Source organism: Bradyrhizobium sp. (genome assembly GCF_017881085.1).
Taxonomy (GTDB): domain Bacteria; phylum Pseudomonadota; class Alphaproteobacteria; order Rhizobiales; family Xanthobacteraceae; genus Bradyrhizobium.
This window is the reverse complement of record NZ_JADGRI010000014.1, coordinates 1-16269: the sequence shown is the minus strand read 5'-3', so window position 1 is coordinate 16269 and position 16269 is coordinate 1. Positions and strand designations below refer to the sequence as shown.

13 protein-coding genes are annotated in these 16269 nt (G+C 62.9%); 9 read left to right on the top strand and 4 right to left on the bottom strand.

Going from position 1 to position 16269, the window contains the following annotated elements:
* Positions 1–44: 44 nt before the first annotated feature.
* Entirely contained in the window at positions 45–716 is a 672-nt protein-coding gene (locus QZ213_RS02800; protein WP_291684524.1) for a metallophosphoesterase, read from the bottom strand.
* A gap of 135 nt (positions 717–851) precedes the next feature.
* Positions 852–1004 (bottom strand): hypothetical protein, encoded by a 153-nt coding sequence (locus tag QZ213_RS02795; protein ID WP_291684523.1) that lies wholly within the window; start codon positions 1002–1004, stop codon positions 852–854.
* Between the two features lie 271 nt (positions 1005–1275).
* On the opposite strand from QZ213_RS02795, the gene QZ213_RS02790 reads away from it, so the two are divergent.
* Both QZ213_RS02790 and QZ213_RS02785 read left to right on the top strand, forming a co-directional pair.
* Complete coding sequence (locus QZ213_RS02790; protein ID WP_291684522.1) at positions 1276–2235, top strand: Ku protein; 960 nt, start codon at positions 1276–1278, stop codon at positions 2233–2235.
* A 48-nt stretch (positions 2236–2283) separates the two neighbouring features.
* The gene (locus QZ213_RS02785) at positions 2284–2520 is read left to right on the top strand and encodes a hypothetical protein (RefSeq protein WP_291684521.1); all 237 of its coding nucleotides are present in this window, start codon (positions 2284–2286) and stop codon (positions 2518–2520) included.
* A gap of 23 nt (positions 2521–2543) precedes the next feature.
* Here QZ213_RS02785 and QZ213_RS02780 read toward each other — a convergent pair whose 3' ends face one another.
* Complete coding sequence (locus tag QZ213_RS02780) at positions 2544–2708, bottom strand: Flp family type IVb pilin (RefSeq protein ID WP_291684520.1); 165 nt, start codon at positions 2706–2708, stop codon at positions 2544–2546.
* 265 nt (positions 2709–2973) lie between these two features.
* Between QZ213_RS02780 and QZ213_RS02775 the strand changes: the two genes are divergently transcribed.
* The 7 genes from QZ213_RS02775 to QZ213_RS02745 all read left to right on the top strand — a co-directional run bounded on the left by QZ213_RS02775 (position 2974) and on the right by QZ213_RS02745 (position 12744).
* The gene (locus QZ213_RS02775) at positions 2974–3144 is read left to right on the top strand and encodes a hypothetical protein (RefSeq protein WP_291684519.1); all 171 of its coding nucleotides are present in this window, start codon (positions 2974–2976) and stop codon (positions 3142–3144) included.
* Positions 3145–3302: 158 nt separating this feature from the next.
* A complete protein-coding gene (locus tag QZ213_RS02770) occupies positions 3303–4835 on the top strand; it encodes a thymidine phosphorylase family protein (protein ID WP_291684518.1) in 1533 nt (510 codons plus the stop codon).
* Positions 4832–5752 (top strand): ribose-phosphate pyrophosphokinase, encoded by a 921-nt coding sequence (locus QZ213_RS02765; RefSeq protein ID WP_291684517.1) that lies wholly within the window; start codon positions 4832–4834, stop codon positions 5750–5752. The genes QZ213_RS02770 and QZ213_RS02765 overlap by 4 nt, the downstream gene beginning before the upstream one ends.
* On the top strand, positions 5749–7347 hold the full coding sequence (locus QZ213_RS02760) for an MBL fold metallo-hydrolase (RefSeq protein WP_291684516.1): 1599 nt from the start codon (positions 5749–5751) through the stop codon (positions 7345–7347). Before QZ213_RS02765 ends, QZ213_RS02760 begins: the two co-directional genes overlap by 4 nt.
* A 136-nt stretch (positions 7348–7483) precedes the next feature.
* Complete coding sequence (locus QZ213_RS02755; RefSeq protein ID WP_291684515.1) at positions 7484–9118, top strand: thiamine pyrophosphate-requiring protein; 1635 nt, start codon at positions 7484–7486, stop codon at positions 9116–9118.
* 180 nt (positions 9119–9298) lie between these two features.
* Positions 9299–12346 (top strand): GAF domain-containing protein, encoded by a 3048-nt coding sequence (locus QZ213_RS02750; protein ID WP_291684514.1) that lies wholly within the window; start codon positions 9299–9301, stop codon positions 12344–12346.
* 8 nt (positions 12347–12354) lie between these two features.
* Entirely contained in the window at positions 12355–12744 is a 390-nt protein-coding gene (locus QZ213_RS02745; protein ID WP_291684513.1) for a response regulator, read from the top strand.
* 45 nt (positions 12745–12789) lie between these two features.
* On the opposite strand, the gene QZ213_RS02740 is transcribed toward QZ213_RS02745, so the two are convergent.
* On the bottom strand, positions 12790–16269 hold a 3480-nt coding region (locus QZ213_RS02740; RefSeq protein ID WP_291684512.1), incomplete at its 5' end, for a PAS domain-containing sensor histidine kinase.

The following is a 16269-nucleotide window of genomic DNA, read 5'->3' as shown; positions in this document are numbered from 1 at the left end:
GCTTGTTGCGAGCCATACCCAAAAGCGGTCCCTCCGCCGGCGCGTCAACGTCCAGCCGGCGCTCCCATGACCACGATAAAATCGATCGGCCCGCCCGGTCTGTCATCATCGAAAACCCCGACCGTCAGCCGTCCCGTTCGCCACGCGAGCGTGTCCAGATTGGTGCGACCTTCGTACAGCAGCGGGCCTTCGGGGTGATTGTCGTGCCCATGGACGACGTGCAGCGTACCGAAGCCGGCAGAAAATTCTTTCGGATAGCGTTTGCACAGCAGTGTCGCTTCGCTCTGCTGACCGAGGGGAATGCCGGGATCGACGCCGGCGTGAACGTAGACGCGATGGGCGTCGACATGCAGCAGCCGCAGTCGCTCGAGCCAGTCGATATGGGCAGGCGGCACCGCGGCCGGCTCGCCGCCGTAAGAGGCCAGCGCTGCGTCCCCGCCCTTCCCCAGCCACGCCGCCATTTTCGAAGGATCGCGTAGCGCCTCAACCATCAGGGCGTCGTGGTTGCCCTTCAGCGTCACCAAATTCCAGCCCGCGTCGACGCCTGCCAGCAGTCGCTCAATGACCCCTTTGCTGTCCGGGCCTTTGTCAACGTAGTCGCCGATGGTGACGATCGCGCCCGCCTCGCCGCCCGGACGCTCGGTTATCTCGGCAAGTGCAGCGCTGAGCAGATCGTAGCGGCCGTGGATGTCGGGAATGACGTAAGTCAGGCTCATGGGGCGGCTGCATTCCCGGCGGGCATGGCGGGGTCCTAATACAATCGATGTCCGCCATCAATCCGCCAACCGTTCTGCCGCAGCTTTTTCCAGTTGGCTGTGCCCGCCTTGCCGCGATCAGCCTTGCCTGCCTCGTTAAGTCCGGAAGAACACGAACCAGACGACGCCGAGGATGAGTATGGCCAGCCCGGTAGAGATCGCGAGTAGCGCAAGTACCGACGGCCCCGGCTCGGCCTGGCGAGCTTCGGTCGGGGTTTCGATGATCTGCTGATGCCGTCTGGTTGCCATGGTGCCGTTCCTTGAATCGTCGCCGGAGAACGCAGTCCTTTCGGCGTTACATACCGATTGCAACGCGTGATCTCCGGCGATGTTCCGGGTTTCGGCGGCCTGCGGTTCCCCGAACGCGCCGACCCGGGAGCTGCTGCGGCGCCGGTCTGCCTCGTCCCTCACCCGTTCCAGCCAGGGTTAACTCCGTCGCGAGTTTCCCTGCCTCGTCGCTTTGAAAGCCGGTCCCTCGGTGGTATCCTTGCGGGTCGTCTGTTGCGTTTTGGAGTATCCCATGGCCCCCCGCGCCAACTGGAAAGGCTTCCTGCGCCTTTCGCTCGTGACCTGCCCGGTTGCCCTTTACCCGGCGACGTCGGACAGCGAAAAGGTCAGCTTCAACCAGATCAACCGCAAGACCGGCCACCGCATCAAATACGCCAAGGTCGATGCCGACACCGGGGAGGAAGTCGCTTCCGATGACATCGTGAAGGGCTACAAGGTCGATACCGACACCTATATCGAGGTGTCGAAGGACGAACTCGACGATATCGCGCTGGAATCGACGCACACCATCGAGATCGACGAGTTCGTACCCAGGACCGACATCGACAGCCGCTATCTGATCCGCCCCTATTATCTCGTGCCCGACGGCAAGGTCGGCCATGACGCCTTCGCGGTGATCCGCGAAACCATCCGCAGCATGAACAAGGTCGCGATCGGCCGCGTGGTGCTGACTAACCGCGAGCACATCATCGCGCTGGATCCGCTCGGCAAGGGCCTGATGGGAACGCTGTTGCGCTACCCCTACGAGGTACGCAGCGAGAAGGATTATTTCGACGACATTCAGGACGTGAAGGTCACCAAGGATATGCTGGATCTCGCCAAGCATATCGTCGAGAAGAAATCCGGCGCATTCGAGCCCGAAAAGTTCGAGGATCACTATGAATCCGCGCTGATCGATCTCATCAACAGGAAACGCAGCGGCGTTCGCCTGACCGCGAAAGCCGCGCCGAAGACCGCCGGCAATGTCATCAATCTGATGGACGCGCTGAAGAAGAGCCTCGCCAGCGAGCGGCAGGCCCCGCCTGCCGCCAAGACAAGAGGCAAGAAGCCGCGCAAGGCCGCTTCCGGCCAGCGCGAGATGCTGCTGCCGATCAGCGGCAAGCGCGCCAAGGAAGAGCCAAGGGTTCAGGAGTCGAAGAAGGCGGAAAAGCCGGCGCGCACGCCGGCGGCCCGCTCGAAGAAGGCCGGATAGTGCAGCAGCCGTTGCGGCGGCGCGCGCACATCATGGGCGAAGCGTGAGATGCCGTGGTCGACGCCGTTCGATGACCCGATACGCTTGCGCGGGGGCCGCAGGCTTGTGACGCTGCAGCAAGCCGCCGACTACATCATGGAAATGCCGGAACACGTCCAGCAACAAGAGCGCTGGCAGATCGCGGTCGAAAACCTGATCAACGCCGCGGAGACCGGCGGCGGCTGGCTGATGTTCGCGCGGATCGGAGTGATGCGGGCGCTGAACGGCGATGGCCGGGCGCGATGACCACGACCTCTTCCCACCCGGCGCTATTTCAGCGACGAATTCACGGAGGTGAACCTCGTGTTGAGGGTGGATCCGATGCCATTGACGGCAGTGATGATCACGATGCTCAGCCCGACCGCGATCAGGCAATACTCGATGGCCGTCGCGCCGGATTGATCGGCCAGGAATCTTGAAAACAGCTGCCGCATTCAAAACTCCCGTTTACGCTTGCCTCGGGATGCACCCCGTGCCGACGCTAAAGGGCGCAATCTAGGTTGGATTGGTTGCCGCGGTGTTCATAGACGCGCTGAACGGTCGGTTAAGGCCAGGGTCGGTATTTCCGGTCGGCGCGCATGGCCCTCACGAAGGCCCACATTCCGCCGCGCCGGTGTTTCTACGGTATGAAAAATTAACCTTCGATTCCGGATTGACCCAACAAGGTGGCTCGATCGGCGGCCCCTCGAGTTTGCCAACATGCCAGCGCAGCAGCGGGAATTGAAAAAGAACTACATCGGTATCGTCTCCGACGCGCTCGACGAGCAGCGCGCTGTCGCGTCGCTGGCAAAATCCGATAACCTCACGAAGAAATACCTTCTCGGTTTGATGGCCGCCGTGTTCAACCGCGATGCCGACGCGCGAGAGTAGCGGTCGCGTCCCGGCCCCTGCGTCTGCCTCCAGCTCCAGCTCGCCGATATTTCATCGCCTCGGCGCGGGCTAGAGGCCAAAATCATGATTTGGGTCAAGGGAGCCGGCGCGAGAACCTCCTAAGAGGGTTCAATGTCCCTCAGCCGCCGGCTTGGCCAATGAACTCCGTCGACACATTCCGTCCGCAACTCCAAATTCGAAGCGTCAATCTCGATACCGGACGCGAGAACGTCGTGGTCATTTCGCGGCAGTCGAAGGCGCTCCGCGCGGAGATCTTTCGAGGATTCAGCCGGGTCGAACTCCGCCGGGATTCAAAGGTGCTGCTCGCCACCCTTCTCATCACGGATGACGACGCCCTGGTGGGGCCCCACGAAATCGGCCTTTCCGAACCGGCATTCCGGCGCTTCGCCGAACCTGCCGGTCACCTCGTGACGGTCACGCCGGCGACGCCCCCGGAGAGTCTCGAAGCGGTACGCGCCAAAATCCGCGGCCAGACCCTGAGCGCTCGGGAGATCACTGCCATCGTCAACGATCTTACCCACTACCGGTACTCCGACATGGAGATTGCCGCCTTCCTGATTAGCTCCGCCAGTTTCATGACGAGCGACGAGCTGATCGCCCTCACCCGCGCGATGGCCGAGGCGGGAACGCAGCTGAAATGGGCCGACCCGATCGTCGTCGACAAGCACTGCATCGGCGGAATCCCCGGGAATCGGACGTCGATGATCGTGGTGCCGATCGTTGCGGCGCACGGGCTCACCATCCCGAAGACTTCTTCGCGGGCCATTACGTCTCCGGCCGGCACCGCGGACACGATGGAAGTATTGGCGCGCGTCAACGTCGGCGTCGACGAGATGAAGGCCATCGTCGCGGCCTGCAATGGCTGTTTGATCTGGGGCGGCCACGTCAACCTGTCGCCGGCCGACGATATCCTGATCTCCGTGGAGCGCCCGCTCAGCCTCGATACGCGCGAGCAGATGGTGGCCTCGATCATGTCCAAGAAACTCGCCGCCGGTTCGACCCATCTGCTGATCGATCTGCCGGTCGGCCCGACCGCCAAGCTCACCAATGGCACGGAAGCCATGAGGCTGCGCAAGCTGTTCGAGTTCGTCGGCGATCGCTTCGGCATCGCGGTGGAGGTGATCATTACGGACGGCCGCCAGCCGATCGGCAACGGTATCGGTCCGGTGCTCGAAGCCGAGGACGTGATGGCTGTTCTGGCCAACGACCCCGCCGCGCCGAGGGACCTGCGCGAAAAGTCGCTGCGGCTCGCCGCGCATCTGCTGGAATACGATCCGAAGCTGCGCGGCGGAACGGGCTATGCCCGCGCCCGCGAGCTGCTCGATAGCGGGGCGGCGCTCAAGCAGATGCAAAGGATCATCGATGCGCAGGGGCCGGCGAGCTGCCGCACCGATTTGGGCAACATGACTTTCGATGTGAAGGCCGGAAGCGATGGCGTCGTCGCGGGTATCGATTGTCTGCAGTTGAACCGGCTGGCGCGGACGGCGGGCGCGCCCCTCGACAAGGGAGCCGGCATAAGACTGTTCAAGAAGATCGGCGACCGCGTCGAAAGCGGCGAACCGCTGTACCGGGTTTATGCCTTTGATCAATCGGAACAAGATCTTGCGGCAGCCGGAGCGAAGATCGATACCGGCTATGCGATCGAAAAACGCGGCCAGGTCACGCCATGAACAAGGTCGCCATCCAGTGCCTGCCATCCGGTGTCGCCGATGCGCGGCGGCTGGCGGGTCGACTTGGCGTTGGCTCGCAGGAAATAGCCTTGCACCGGTTTCCCGACGGGGAAGTCCGGGTGACGGTCGGGAATGCCGCCTCGACCACGATCATCTATGCCTCGCTCGATCAGCCGAATGACAAGCTGATTGCCCTCCTGTTCGCCGCCGAAGCGTTGCGGCGGGCGGACGCCAGGCGCTTGGTACTGGTAGCGCCCTATCTTTGCTACATGCGGCAGGACAAAGCCTTCAGCGAAGGCGAAGCAATCAGCCAGAAGGCGGTCGGCCGGCTGATCGCGGGAATAGTGGACCGCGTGATCACGGTCGACGCCCATCTTCATCGCACCACCGACATCAAGGCGGTCTTTCCCGGCATCGAGGCCGACAACCTGTCGGCGATGCCGGCGATTGCCGGCGCGCTGCGCCTGACCGGGATCGATCCCGCAACCATCGTGGCCGGTCCAGACGCGGAGTCGCGGCCCTGGGTGAGCGATCTCGCCGGCCAACTCGGGCTGGCGCATATCGTTGCGCAGAAGATTCGCCGCGGCGATCGCTCCGTCGAAATCAGCTTTGCGGAGGCCGCGTTGATCGCGGGCCGGCCGGTGCTGCTGGTCGACGATATCGTCTCCTCCGGCGGCACCCTGATGACCTGCGCCAGGGCGCTGATCGCGGCAGGCGCCACGGCGGTGGACGCCGTCGTGACCCACGCGCTGTTTCCCTCCGGCATGGCTGTCGGTTTTGCAAAGGCCGGCATTCGTTCCATCCGCTCGACATCCAGCGTGCCGCATCCCACCAATGCGATCCCGCTCGACGATATCTTCGCCGCAGCGCTGCAAGGCGAAATAAACGGCGCAACTTTTCCGGAGACGACAACATGAGCGTGACGGTTCGATTTTGCGGCGCGGCGCACACGGTGACGGGTTCGTGTTACCTCGTCGGAACGCCGTCCGGGCGTTTCCTGATCGATTGCGGCCTGTTCCAGGGGCAAAAGACCCTGAAGGAGCTCAACTATCACGCCTTCCCGTTCCGGCCCGCCGAGGTCGATCGCGTGCTGCTGACGCATGCCCATATCGACCATAGCGGGCTACTGCCGAAGCTGGTGCGCGAAGGTTTCCGTGGCAGGATTCTGGCGACGCGTGGAACCATCGACCTCTGTTCCTACATGCTGCCGGATGCCGGCAGCATCCAGGAATCGGAAGTCGTTGCGCTGAACCGGCGCAATGCGGCGCGTGGGCGGTCCGAGGTGAGCCCGATCTACACCCAGGCCGATGCGATTGCTTCGCTGCAGTCATTCCAGCCGGTCGAATACGAGACCTGGGTCAACGTGATGCCGGGGGTCCGCGCGCGTTACTGGAACGCCGGTCACCTGCTCGGATCGGCCTCGATCGAAATCGAGTTCGACGGCGAAGGTTCTTCCGGCAAGCCGCTGCGACTGCTCGCGTCGGGCGATGTCGGCCCCGACGCCAAACTGCTCGAGCCCGACCCGAAGGCACCGGCGGGCTTCGACTACGTGATTTCGGAATCGACCTATGGCGACCGGATTCGCGCGATAACCACGCCGGAAGAACGCCGTCAGCATCTCGCCGCCGAGGTCCGCGACGCCGCTAGCTCAAAGGGCGCCCTGCTCATCCCCGCCTTCGCGGTCGAACGCACTCAGGAACTGATCGTCGATCTGGTCGACCTGATGGAGCGCGGTGAAGTGCCGGCGGCGCCGATTTTTCTCGATTCGCCGCTGGCAATTCACGCCACCGAGGTGTTCCGCAAACATGCCGCGAGCCTCGATCGGGATATCGATGTCAACCGCCTGTTCGACTCGCCGCATCTGCGGTTCACCGAGACCGTCGACGAGAGCAAATCGATCGCCAAGCTGACTGGCTTTCACATCATCATCGCCGCCAGCGGCATGTGCGACGCCGGCCGCATCCGGCATCATCTCAAACGCTGGCTGTGGAACGACCGCGCCACCGTGCTGCTGGTCGGCTATCAGGCCAACGGCACCCTCGGCCGATTTCTCCAGGATGGCGCCAAGGCCGTTCGTATCCAGGGCGAGGAGATCAAGGTAGCCGCGCGCATCCGCATGATCGACGAATATTCAGGCCATGCCGATGGCAATGAAATCGCGGGATGGGTCGCCGCGCGCCGCCCGATTGAAAAAGGCGTATTCCTCGTTCACGGCGAAGAGGCCGCGATCGCAGCTCTGGCCGAGCGCCTCGCCGGGCGGGTCATTCCGGCGGCGAAACTGTTTCAGCCGCTGCTGGACGACATTTACGAGCTTTCGACGCCCGCGCCCACGCTCATGGATGTCGCGCACCGCCGCCGGCTTGCGCCCGAAGCGGTAACGCATCTCGACTGGCACAATGAGATGTCGAAACTGGTGCTCGACATCAACGATCAGATAGGGGCCGCAGCCGATGACCGCGCCCGCGGCGTCATCATCCGCCGGCTGCGGCGCGCGCTGGAGGGATCCGCCTGAGGCCAACGCGCCTGGATGATGCATATCAGGGCTTCCGGCAGCAGTGGCGGATACGCTTTACCAACCGACGGATTCCTGTTCCAACTATCCCGCAAAGGCCGGGCCCAACATCGGCAAGCGTTCGGGAGGAATAGGCATGAAACTCGGTACCGCGATCGCGGAAATCATGAGGCGCGAGGGAATCGAAATCCTCTGCGGCTATCCGGTCAATCACCTCATTGAATATGCAGCCAATGCCGACATCCGTCCCGTGATGGTGCGCCAGGAGCGTATCGGCCTGCACATGGCGGACGCGATCTCCCGCGTGACCTCCGGGCGCAGCATCGGCGCGTTCTGCATGCAGCACGGCCCCGGCGCGGAAAACGCCATGGGCGGCGTGGCGCAATGCTACGGCGAATCCGTGCCGGTGCTGGTGTTGCCGATGGGCTATGCGCGGCGGTTGGCCAATATCGATCCGAACTTCAATTCCAGCCAGGCGATGAAGGCATTTTCGAAGTCTTCCGAGCCGATCAACCTCGCCGCCGAAGTCGGCAACATCTTCCGCCGCGCCTTCACCAAGTTGAAAAACGGCCGCGGCGGACCGGTCATCGTGGAAATCCCGGCCGACATGTGGAACGAGGAAGTGCCGGAGCCCTTGAACTACACCCCGGTGCTGCGCACCCGCTACGGCGCCGATCCCGTGCATGTGAAGGAAGCGGCGGCGCTGTTGATCTCGGCCAGGCGGCCGGTGATCTATGCCGGCCAGGGCGTACATTACGCGCAAGCATGGCCGCAGCTCAAGCGGCTCGCCGAACGGCTCGCCATCCCCGTCACGTCGAGCCTCGGCGGCAAATCGTCCTTCCCGGAGACGCACCCGCTGTCGCTCGGCTCAGGCGGGCTTGCGGTCCCGCGCGCGGTGCCGAAATTCCTGGAGCAGGCCGACGTGATCTTCGGCATCGGCTGCTCGTTCACGGAGACGTCGTTCGGCATCGCCATGCCGAAGGGCAAGACCATCATCCATTCGACGCTGGACCCCGCGCATCTCAACAAGGATGTCGAGGCCCAGATCGGGCTGGTTGGTGACGCTTCCCTGGTTCTCGACGCGCTGCTGGAGGAGATCGGCAAGAGCGTGACGTCTGACCGCGACGCGTCCGCCGTCGCCGCCGAGATCGCCGCCTCGCATCAGGAGTGGCTGGCGAAATGGATGCCGAAGCTCACCAGCAACGACGCGCCGTTGAATCCCTATCGCGTGCTCTGGGATCTGCAGCACGCCGTCGACATCCACAACACCATCATCACCCATGATGCCGGCAGTCCGCGCGACCAGTTGTCGCCGTTCTGGAAGGCGGTCGAGCCGCTGTCTTATATCGGATGGGGCAAGACCACCCAGCTCGGCTATGGGCTCGGGCTCGCCATGGGCGCCAAACTCGCAAAACCGGAAAAGCTCTGCGTCAACGTCTGGGGCGATGCCGCGATCGGCTTTACCGGCATGGATTTCGAGACGGCGGTGCGCGAGCGGATCCCGATCATGTCCATTCTCCTGAACAATTTCAGCATGGCGATCGAATTGAAAGTGATGCCGATTTCGACCGAGAAATATCGTTCCACCGATATCTCCGGCGACTACGCCGCCATGGCACGGGCCTTCGGCGGCCATGGCGAGCGCGTGACGAAACCGGAAGATATCATCCCGGCGATTAAGCGCGGCATCCAGAAGACCCGGGAAGGCATCCCGGTGCTGCTGGAATTCATCACCTCCAAGGAAACCGAGGTTTCGAGACCCGGGACCTGAGTTCGACGGCCCTTCGGCTTAACCGCGACCAAAGATGGCGCTAGCCCGGGTGCGTCCGGGGTGAAATAATCAGGTGCTTTTCTGCCGGATTTGCCGGCCAACCCGTGAGCCCGGCGCCCGGACCGGCGTGTTGGTTGGGTGCTGCGCCGCCACAGGCCCGGCGCGAACGGAATTGAGTGAATGACCACGCTTTCCCCGGACATGGTGGCCGATCTCGAGCGGGAGAATGTCCGGCTGCAGGCCGAGCTGCGTGCCGCGCGGGACCGCCAGACGGCGGGCGCCGAAATCCTGCGCACCATCGCCAGCGCGCCGGGCGACGCCGAGCAGTCGCTGCAGCAAATCGCGGAAACCACTGCCCGCCTGTTCGACGCTCCCAGCGTCACGGTTCTGATCGCCGACGGCAACGAATGGGGAAAAACCATCCGCGTCGGTGACGGATCGAAACGCATCGGCGCCAAAGTATCCGCGGAACAGCTACGGATTGGAGGCCCTAACCTCCCGGGCACGGTCGTGAGCGAGAACCGGCAGATTCACATTCCCGACCTGGACAATGTCGATGCCGCGATGGCCGACTGGCCAGGTCCGCCGCTGGCGCGCGCCGCAGGCACCCGCGTCATCGCCGGCACGCCGCTGCGGCGCGAGGGTCGCGCGATCGGCGCTCTCATCGTCTTCCGCGACCGGCCCATACCCTTCACGGGCGAGGAGCTTGCGCTCCAGCAAAGTTTTGCCGACCAGGCCGTGATCGCCATCGAGAATGCCCGGCTGTTCAACGAGACAAAGGAAACGCTGGAGCGCCAGACCGCTACCGCCAACATCCTGAAGGTGATCGCTAGTTCGCCGTCGGACGTGCAGCCGGTGTTCGAGGCCATAGCAGCCAGCGCCAACAGGCTGATCGGCGGCTTTTCGACCGCGGTATTGCGCTTTACCGGCGATGAGCTTCATCTGGCGGCCTTCACCCCGACGAACCCGACGGCGGACGCTGCCTTGAAAGCATCGTTTCCCGGTCCAATATCCAGGTTTCCTCCGTTCATGCTGGTTCGCGACGGAAAGACGGTACAGTTCACCGACACCGAAGCGGAAGACGTGCCAAACCTGAACAGGGAATTGGCGCGATTGCGCGGCTATCGCAGCATGTTGTTCACGCCGCTGATGAGCAACGGCACACCGATCGGCATGATCAGCGTCACTCGAAAGGAGCCGGGGAAGTTTGCCGAGCAACATATCCAGCTGGTTCGGACCTTCGCCGACCAGGCCCTGATCGCCATCGAGAACGTGCGGCTGTTCGACGAGGTGCAGGCGAAGACGAACGACCTCACGGAATCGCTGCAGCAGCAGACCGCGGTCAGTGATGTGCTCAAGACAATCAGCCGCTCGACCTTCGATCTTCAGCCCGTACTCGACACGCTGGTGCACACCGCCGCGCGCCTGTGCGACGCCGAGATGGCCTTCATCATGCGCCGCGAGGGCGCCGTCTATCGCGCTGGTGCCGCCGTTGGCTATTCCAGCGAATACATCGATTTTCTGAAGAATCACCCGCTGACCGTGGATAGGGGTACCCTCACCGGCCGCGCCGTGCTTGAGCGACGCACCGTGCACATCCTCGATACGGCCACCGATCCGGAATACACGCTACGAGAATCGACTTCGCTTGCCCGTCAGCACACCGCGCTATGTGTGCCGCTGCTTCGCGAGAACGAACCCATTGGAACGATCGTGTTGGCGCGCCAACGGGTAGAGCCGTTCACGCCAAAACAGATCGATCTCCTCACCACCTTTGCTGACCAGGCCGTAATCGCCATTGAAAACGTACGCCTCTTCGACCAAGTCCGGCAGCGCACCGACGATCTTTCCGAGGCTCTGACCTACCAGACCGGCAGCGGCAATATTCTCCGGGTGATTGCCTCTTCGCCGACCGATGTCGGGCCGGTGCTCAATGCCATTGTCGAAAGCGCCTGCGAGCTTTGCGAGGCCTATGATGCCGTCGTGCTTCTCAAAGACGGTGACAGCCTGCGCTTCAGCGCTCATCACGGTCCGATCGGAATCAATCTGGAAAAATGGCCGATCAGTCGCGACTGGACCGCCGGACGGGCGTTCGTGGATCAGAGGCATATCCATGTGCATGACATGCTGTCAAGCGAAGGCGCCGAGTTCCCCGAGAGCATGGAATTATCGCGGCACACAGGCTCCCCTGGCATCCGCACTATCTTGAGCGTACCCCTGCTGCGCGAGAATGAGAGCATCGGAACGATCCTGCTGCGCCGCACAGAGGTTCAGCCATTCAGCGACAAGCAAATCGCGTTGTTGCAGACCTTTGCCGACCAGGCGGTGATCGCGATCGGCAACGTGCGTCTATTCGACGAGGTGCAGGCGCGCACCAAGGAGCTCGCCGCTTCCCTCGACGATTTGCGCACCGCCCAGGACCGCCTGGTGCAGACCGAAAAGCTCGCTTCGCTCGGCCAGCTCACCGCGGGCATCGCGCACGAGATCAAGAACCCGCTCAATTTTGTCAACAACTTTGCAGCACTTTCGGCGGAGCTGACCGACGAACTCAATGATCTGCTCGGGTCCGCTTCGCTCACCGGCAAGATGCGGGAGGAAGTCGACGAACTGACGCGCATGCTGAAGGACAATCTCGAACGGGTGGTCCAGCACGGCAAGCGCGCCGACTCCATTGTCAAGAATATGCTGCTGCATTCGCGCGAAGGTTCCGGCGAGCACCGGCCCGCCGATATCAACGCGCTGCTGGATGAGAGTCTCAACCTCGCCTATCACGGCGCCCGCGCCGAGAAGCCGCAATTCAACGTGACCCTGCAGCGCGACTTCGACGAGATGGCGGGCACGATCGAATTGTTTCCACAGGAGATCACCCGCGTCTTCCTGAATTTGATCGCGAACGGATTTTATGCCGTCACCAAGCGCATGACGGAGAATGGCGGTTCCGGCTTCGAGCCGGTGGTGACCGCAGCCACGCGCAATCTCGGCGACACCGTGGAAATCCGCATCCGCGACAACGGCACCGGAATCCCGCCGGAGGTGAAGGAAAAGATGTTCAACCCGTTCTTTACGACCAAGCCGGCCGGTGAAGGGACCGGGCTCGGCCTCTCGATGAGCCACGACATCATCGTGAAACAACACGGTGGCAGGATCGACGTCGAGACGGAGCCCGGAGCGTTCACCGAATTCAGGATCGTCCTGCCGCGGACAAGCAGATTTTCAGACAAGGAGTGAGGTCAGACGTGAGCGTTCTGGTTCTAGTGGTCGACGATGAGCCCGACGTCGAGGCGCTGTTCCGCCAGCAGTTCCGGCGCGATCTGCGCGCGCAGCGTTTCGTGATGGATTTTGCGATTTCGGCGGCGGACGCGCTGGCGCGCATTGCCGACACCATCGAGCAGTCGCTGATCCTGATCCTTTCGGACATCAACATGCCCGGCATGACCGGCCTCGAAATGCTGCCCAAGGTCAGGGCAATGCGGCCCGACGTGCCCGTCATCATGATCACCGCCTACGGCGATCCCGAAACCAAACGCAAGGCGATCGAAAGCGGCGCGAGCGGGCTGTTGACCAAGCCGATCGACTTCGTCTCGCTCAGGCAGGAGATCGATACGCGGCTCGAACAGGCCGGTTGAGCCGGCCGCCTGCAGCCGGTGCCACCGGCGCAAGCCGATCTACGCCTATGGCCCAACGCGGACATCGGTGCCGATACCGTCCAGAAAGTTGGACAATTCCCCCACCCACTTGCGCGACACATCGCTGTCGGCGCTCTCGCCAGCCTGCTGAAGCGCGGCGCCGATGTCTGTGATGGCCTGAAATCCGAAGGCGCCCCCGGAACCCCTCATCTGGTGCCCCAGACTCGTCACGGTCTCAAAGTCGACCCGATCCAAAGCGTCCAGCATCACCACGACGTTCTGCCTGCAGTTCAGCAGATACGCAGGGATCCGGTTTGCCAATGTTGGTTTCACGCGCAGGAGGATCGGATCCAACCGGCTTTCTTCCGCTTCCGATGGCGTAAGCGCGACCCGGGAGTGCTCCTTGATCGCTTGCAGCAGCACGTCCTGTTTGATCGGTTTTGTCAGGAAAGCCGTGCATCCGGCTGCCAGACACTTTTCTCGATCCCCCTTCAAGGCGGCGGCCGTCAGTGCGATGATCGGCGTGGGCGGCCGATCGTTCGCTTGTTCCCACGCGCGAATCGCCCGCGTCGCCGTCAGGCCATCCATGACCGGCATTTGCCGGTCCATCAGGACAAGGTCATAGTTTCCCGCTGTAAACTTTTTGCAGGCGATGGCCCCATTTTCGGCAATTTCGACCTGGTACGGCGTGTCCTCCAGATAGGCCATCGTGATGGTTCGGTTGTCGGGGGAGTCCTCGACCAGAAGAATATGCAGCGCCGGCAGCGCCGGCTCCGGACCCGTCCCGATCGGCGCCACCGTCGGCCGGTGAACCGTCGCCGAGATCTCGAATGGCACGGCAAAAGCAAACACGCTGCCTTTCCCGACCTCACTTTCGACCCAGATACGCCCACCCATCAGTTCCACCAGCCGCTTCGAAATCGTGAGCCCCAACCCCGAGCCCCCGAACCTGCGCGTGGTGGACGAGTCAGCTTGCGTGAAGCGTTCAAACACCCGCGCCAATTTCTCGTCCGGAATACCGATGCCGGTGTCCGAGACGGTGAACCGCAATGCGGTCGGAATGGACGAATCCGCATCCGGTGCGACCCGCAGCGACACACCGCCGGATTGCGTGAACTTGATCGCGTTTCCGATCAAGTTGAGCAGCACCTGCCGCAGCCGTGTCGGATCACCAACCAGGTCGGTGGGCACATCCGGAGCGATCTCGCAGACAAGGGAGAGCCCCTTTTCATCGGCCCGGGCCGCCACCATCTCCGTCACCTTCTCCAAATGGTCGTTCAGCGAGAAGCCGGTCCGCTCTAGCTCCAGCTGTGAGGCTTCGACCTTGGAGAGATCCAGGATGTCGTTGATGAGATTCAGCAGGTTGTCGCCGGCGCGGCGAAATATCTGCACATACTTGTCCTGCTCCGGCGAGAGCGCCGTCTTCGCGAGCAGATCGGCGATGCCCATGATCGCATTCATCGGCGTCCGGATCTCATGACTCATGCTCGCGAGAAAATCCGATTTGGTCCGGCTCGCGCTCTCGGCGGCGGCCTTGGCCTGCTGCAGTTCGGCCTCCACACGCTTGCGCTCCGTGACGTCGCGCGCCGCGGCGAAAACGCCCTGCAGCGTACGGTTCCGGTCGTAAAAGGTGGTCGCATTGTAGGACACTACCGTCTGCTTGCCGTCGCGCGCGCGCGCCGTCAGTTCGTAGTCGGTGACCGACTTTTCGCTCAGCACGCGCTTGATCGCCGCCTCGGCTCGCTCCGGATCGGTGAAATATCCCTTGAACGGCGCACCGATCAACTCATCGCGCGTGCAGCCGGTAAGCGCCTCCATCTGCTTGTTGACGTCGGTGATGATGCCGGACGGATCGGTGGTCATGATCGCGTCGATGTTGGATTCGATCAGCGAGCGGGTGTAGAATTGCTGGTCGCGCAGGCGTTGATCGGACTTTTTTTGCTCTTCCTCGACCAGCTTGCGCGCGGTGTTGTCGGTGCCTATCAGCAGATAACCGATGATGGTGCCCTGCGCGTCGCGCAGCGCCGTGACCGACACCACCGCAGGGAACCGGCTGCCATCCTTGCGGATATAGGTCAGCTCGTAGATGTCCTCGATCCCGCGCGAGGCCTTGAACACCAGAGCCTCGAAGCCCGGCGTGATCGGGGTCGCGAACTCGACGCTCAAGGCCTTGGCGCGCGCGATCAGCTCCGGCGGATCGGAAATGTCAGCCGGCGTGATCTTGTTCATCACGTCGGCGGCGGCGTAACCAAGCATCCGCTCGGCGCCGACGTTGAAGATCTGAATGACTCCCTTGGCGTCGGTGGCGATGCTGGAGAAATTGGCGCTGTTGAAGATTGCGCTCTGCAGCGCCCCCGCCTTGAGCTCGGTGCCAATCAGCAGATAACCGATGATGGCGTCCTGTGCGTCGCGCAGCGCCGTGACCGACACCACTGCGGGGAACCGGCTGCCATCCTTGCGGATATAGGTCAGCTCGTAGATGTCCTCGATCCCGCGCGAGGCCTTGAACACCAGGGCCTCGAACCCCGGCGCAATCGTGGTGCCGAGTTCGACGCTCAGCGCCTTGGCGCGTGCGATCAACTCCTGCGGATCGGAGATGTCGGCCGGCGTGATCTTGTTCATCACTTCGGCAGCGGTGTAACCGAGCATCCGCTCGGCGCCGACATTGAAGATCTGTATGACGCCCTTGGCGTCGGTGGCAATGCTGGAGAAGTTGGCGCTGTTGAAGATCGCGCTCTGCAACGCCCCCGCCTTGAGCTCGGTGCCAATCAGCAGATAGCCGATGATGGCGTCCTGCGCATCGCGCAGCGCCGTGACCGACACCACCGCCGGGAACCGGCTGCCATCCTTGCGGATATAGGTCAGCTCGTAGATATCCTCGATCCCGCGCGAGGCCTTGAACACCAGAGCCTCGAAACCCGGCGTGATCGGGGTTCCGAGTTCGACGCTCAGCGCCTTGGCGCGCGCGATCAACTCCTGCGGATCGGAGATGTCGGCCGGCGTGATCTTGTTCATCACTTCGGCAGCGGTGTAGCCGAGCATCCGCTCGGCGCCGACGTTGAAAATCTGAATGACGCCCTTGGCGTCGGTGGCGATGCTGGAGAAGTTGGCGCTGTTGAAGATCGCGCTCTGCAGCGCCCCCGCCTTGAGCAGCGCCTCTTCCGCCTGCTGGCGCGCGGTGTTGTCGGTACCGATCAGCAAATAGCCGATGATGACGTCCTGCGCATCGCGCAGCGCCGTCACCGACACCACCGCTCCGAACCGGCTGCCGTCCTTGCGGATATAGGTCAGCTCATAGATATCCTCGATCCCGCGCGAAGCCTTGAACACCAGGGCCTCGAAGCCCGGCGTGATCGGGGTCGCAAACTCGACGCTCAAGGCCTTGGCGCGCGCGATCAGCTCCGGCGGATCGGAGATGTCAGCCGGCGTGATCTTGTTCATGACGTCGGCGGCGGTGTAGCCGAGCATCCGCTCGGCGCCGACGTTGAAGATCTGAATGACGCCCTTGGCGTCGGTGGCGATGCT

Coding starts and splice junctions, on each gene's coding strand:
- QZ213_RS02800 (WP_291684524.1), bottom strand. CDS start 716: ATGAGCCTGACTTACGTCATTCCCGACATCCACGGCCGCTACGATCTG.
- QZ213_RS02770 (WP_291684518.1), top strand. CDS start 3,303: ATGAACTCCGTCGACACATTCCGTCCGCAACTCCAAATTCGAAGCGTC.
- QZ213_RS02775 (WP_291684519.1), top strand. CDS start 2,974: ATGCCAGCGCAGCAGCGGGAATTGAAAAAGAACTACATCGGTATCGTC.
- QZ213_RS02765 (WP_291684517.1), top strand. CDS start 4,832: ATGAACAAGGTCGCCATCCAGTGCCTGCCATCCGGTGTCGCCGATGCG.
- QZ213_RS02755 (WP_291684515.1), top strand. CDS start 7,484: ATGAAACTCGGTACCGCGATCGCGGAAATCATGAGGCGCGAGGGAATC.
- QZ213_RS02785 (WP_291684521.1), top strand. CDS start 2,284: ATGCCGTGGTCGACGCCGTTCGATGACCCGATACGCTTGCGCGGGGGC.
- QZ213_RS02795 (WP_291684523.1), bottom strand. CDS start 1,004: ATGGCAACCAGACGGCATCAGCAGATCATCGAAACCCCGACCGAAGCT.
- QZ213_RS02780 (WP_291684520.1), bottom strand. CDS start 2,708: ATGCGGCAGCTGTTTTCAAGATTCCTGGCCGATCAATCCGGCGCGACG.
- QZ213_RS02750 (WP_291684514.1), top strand. CDS start 9,299: ATGACCACGCTTTCCCCGGACATGGTGGCCGATCTCGAGCGGGAGAAT.
- QZ213_RS02790 (WP_291684522.1), top strand. CDS start 1,276: ATGGCCCCCCGCGCCAACTGGAAAGGCTTCCTGCGCCTTTCGCTCGTG.
- QZ213_RS02760 (WP_291684516.1), top strand. CDS start 5,749: ATGAGCGTGACGGTTCGATTTTGCGGCGCGGCGCACACGGTGACGGGT.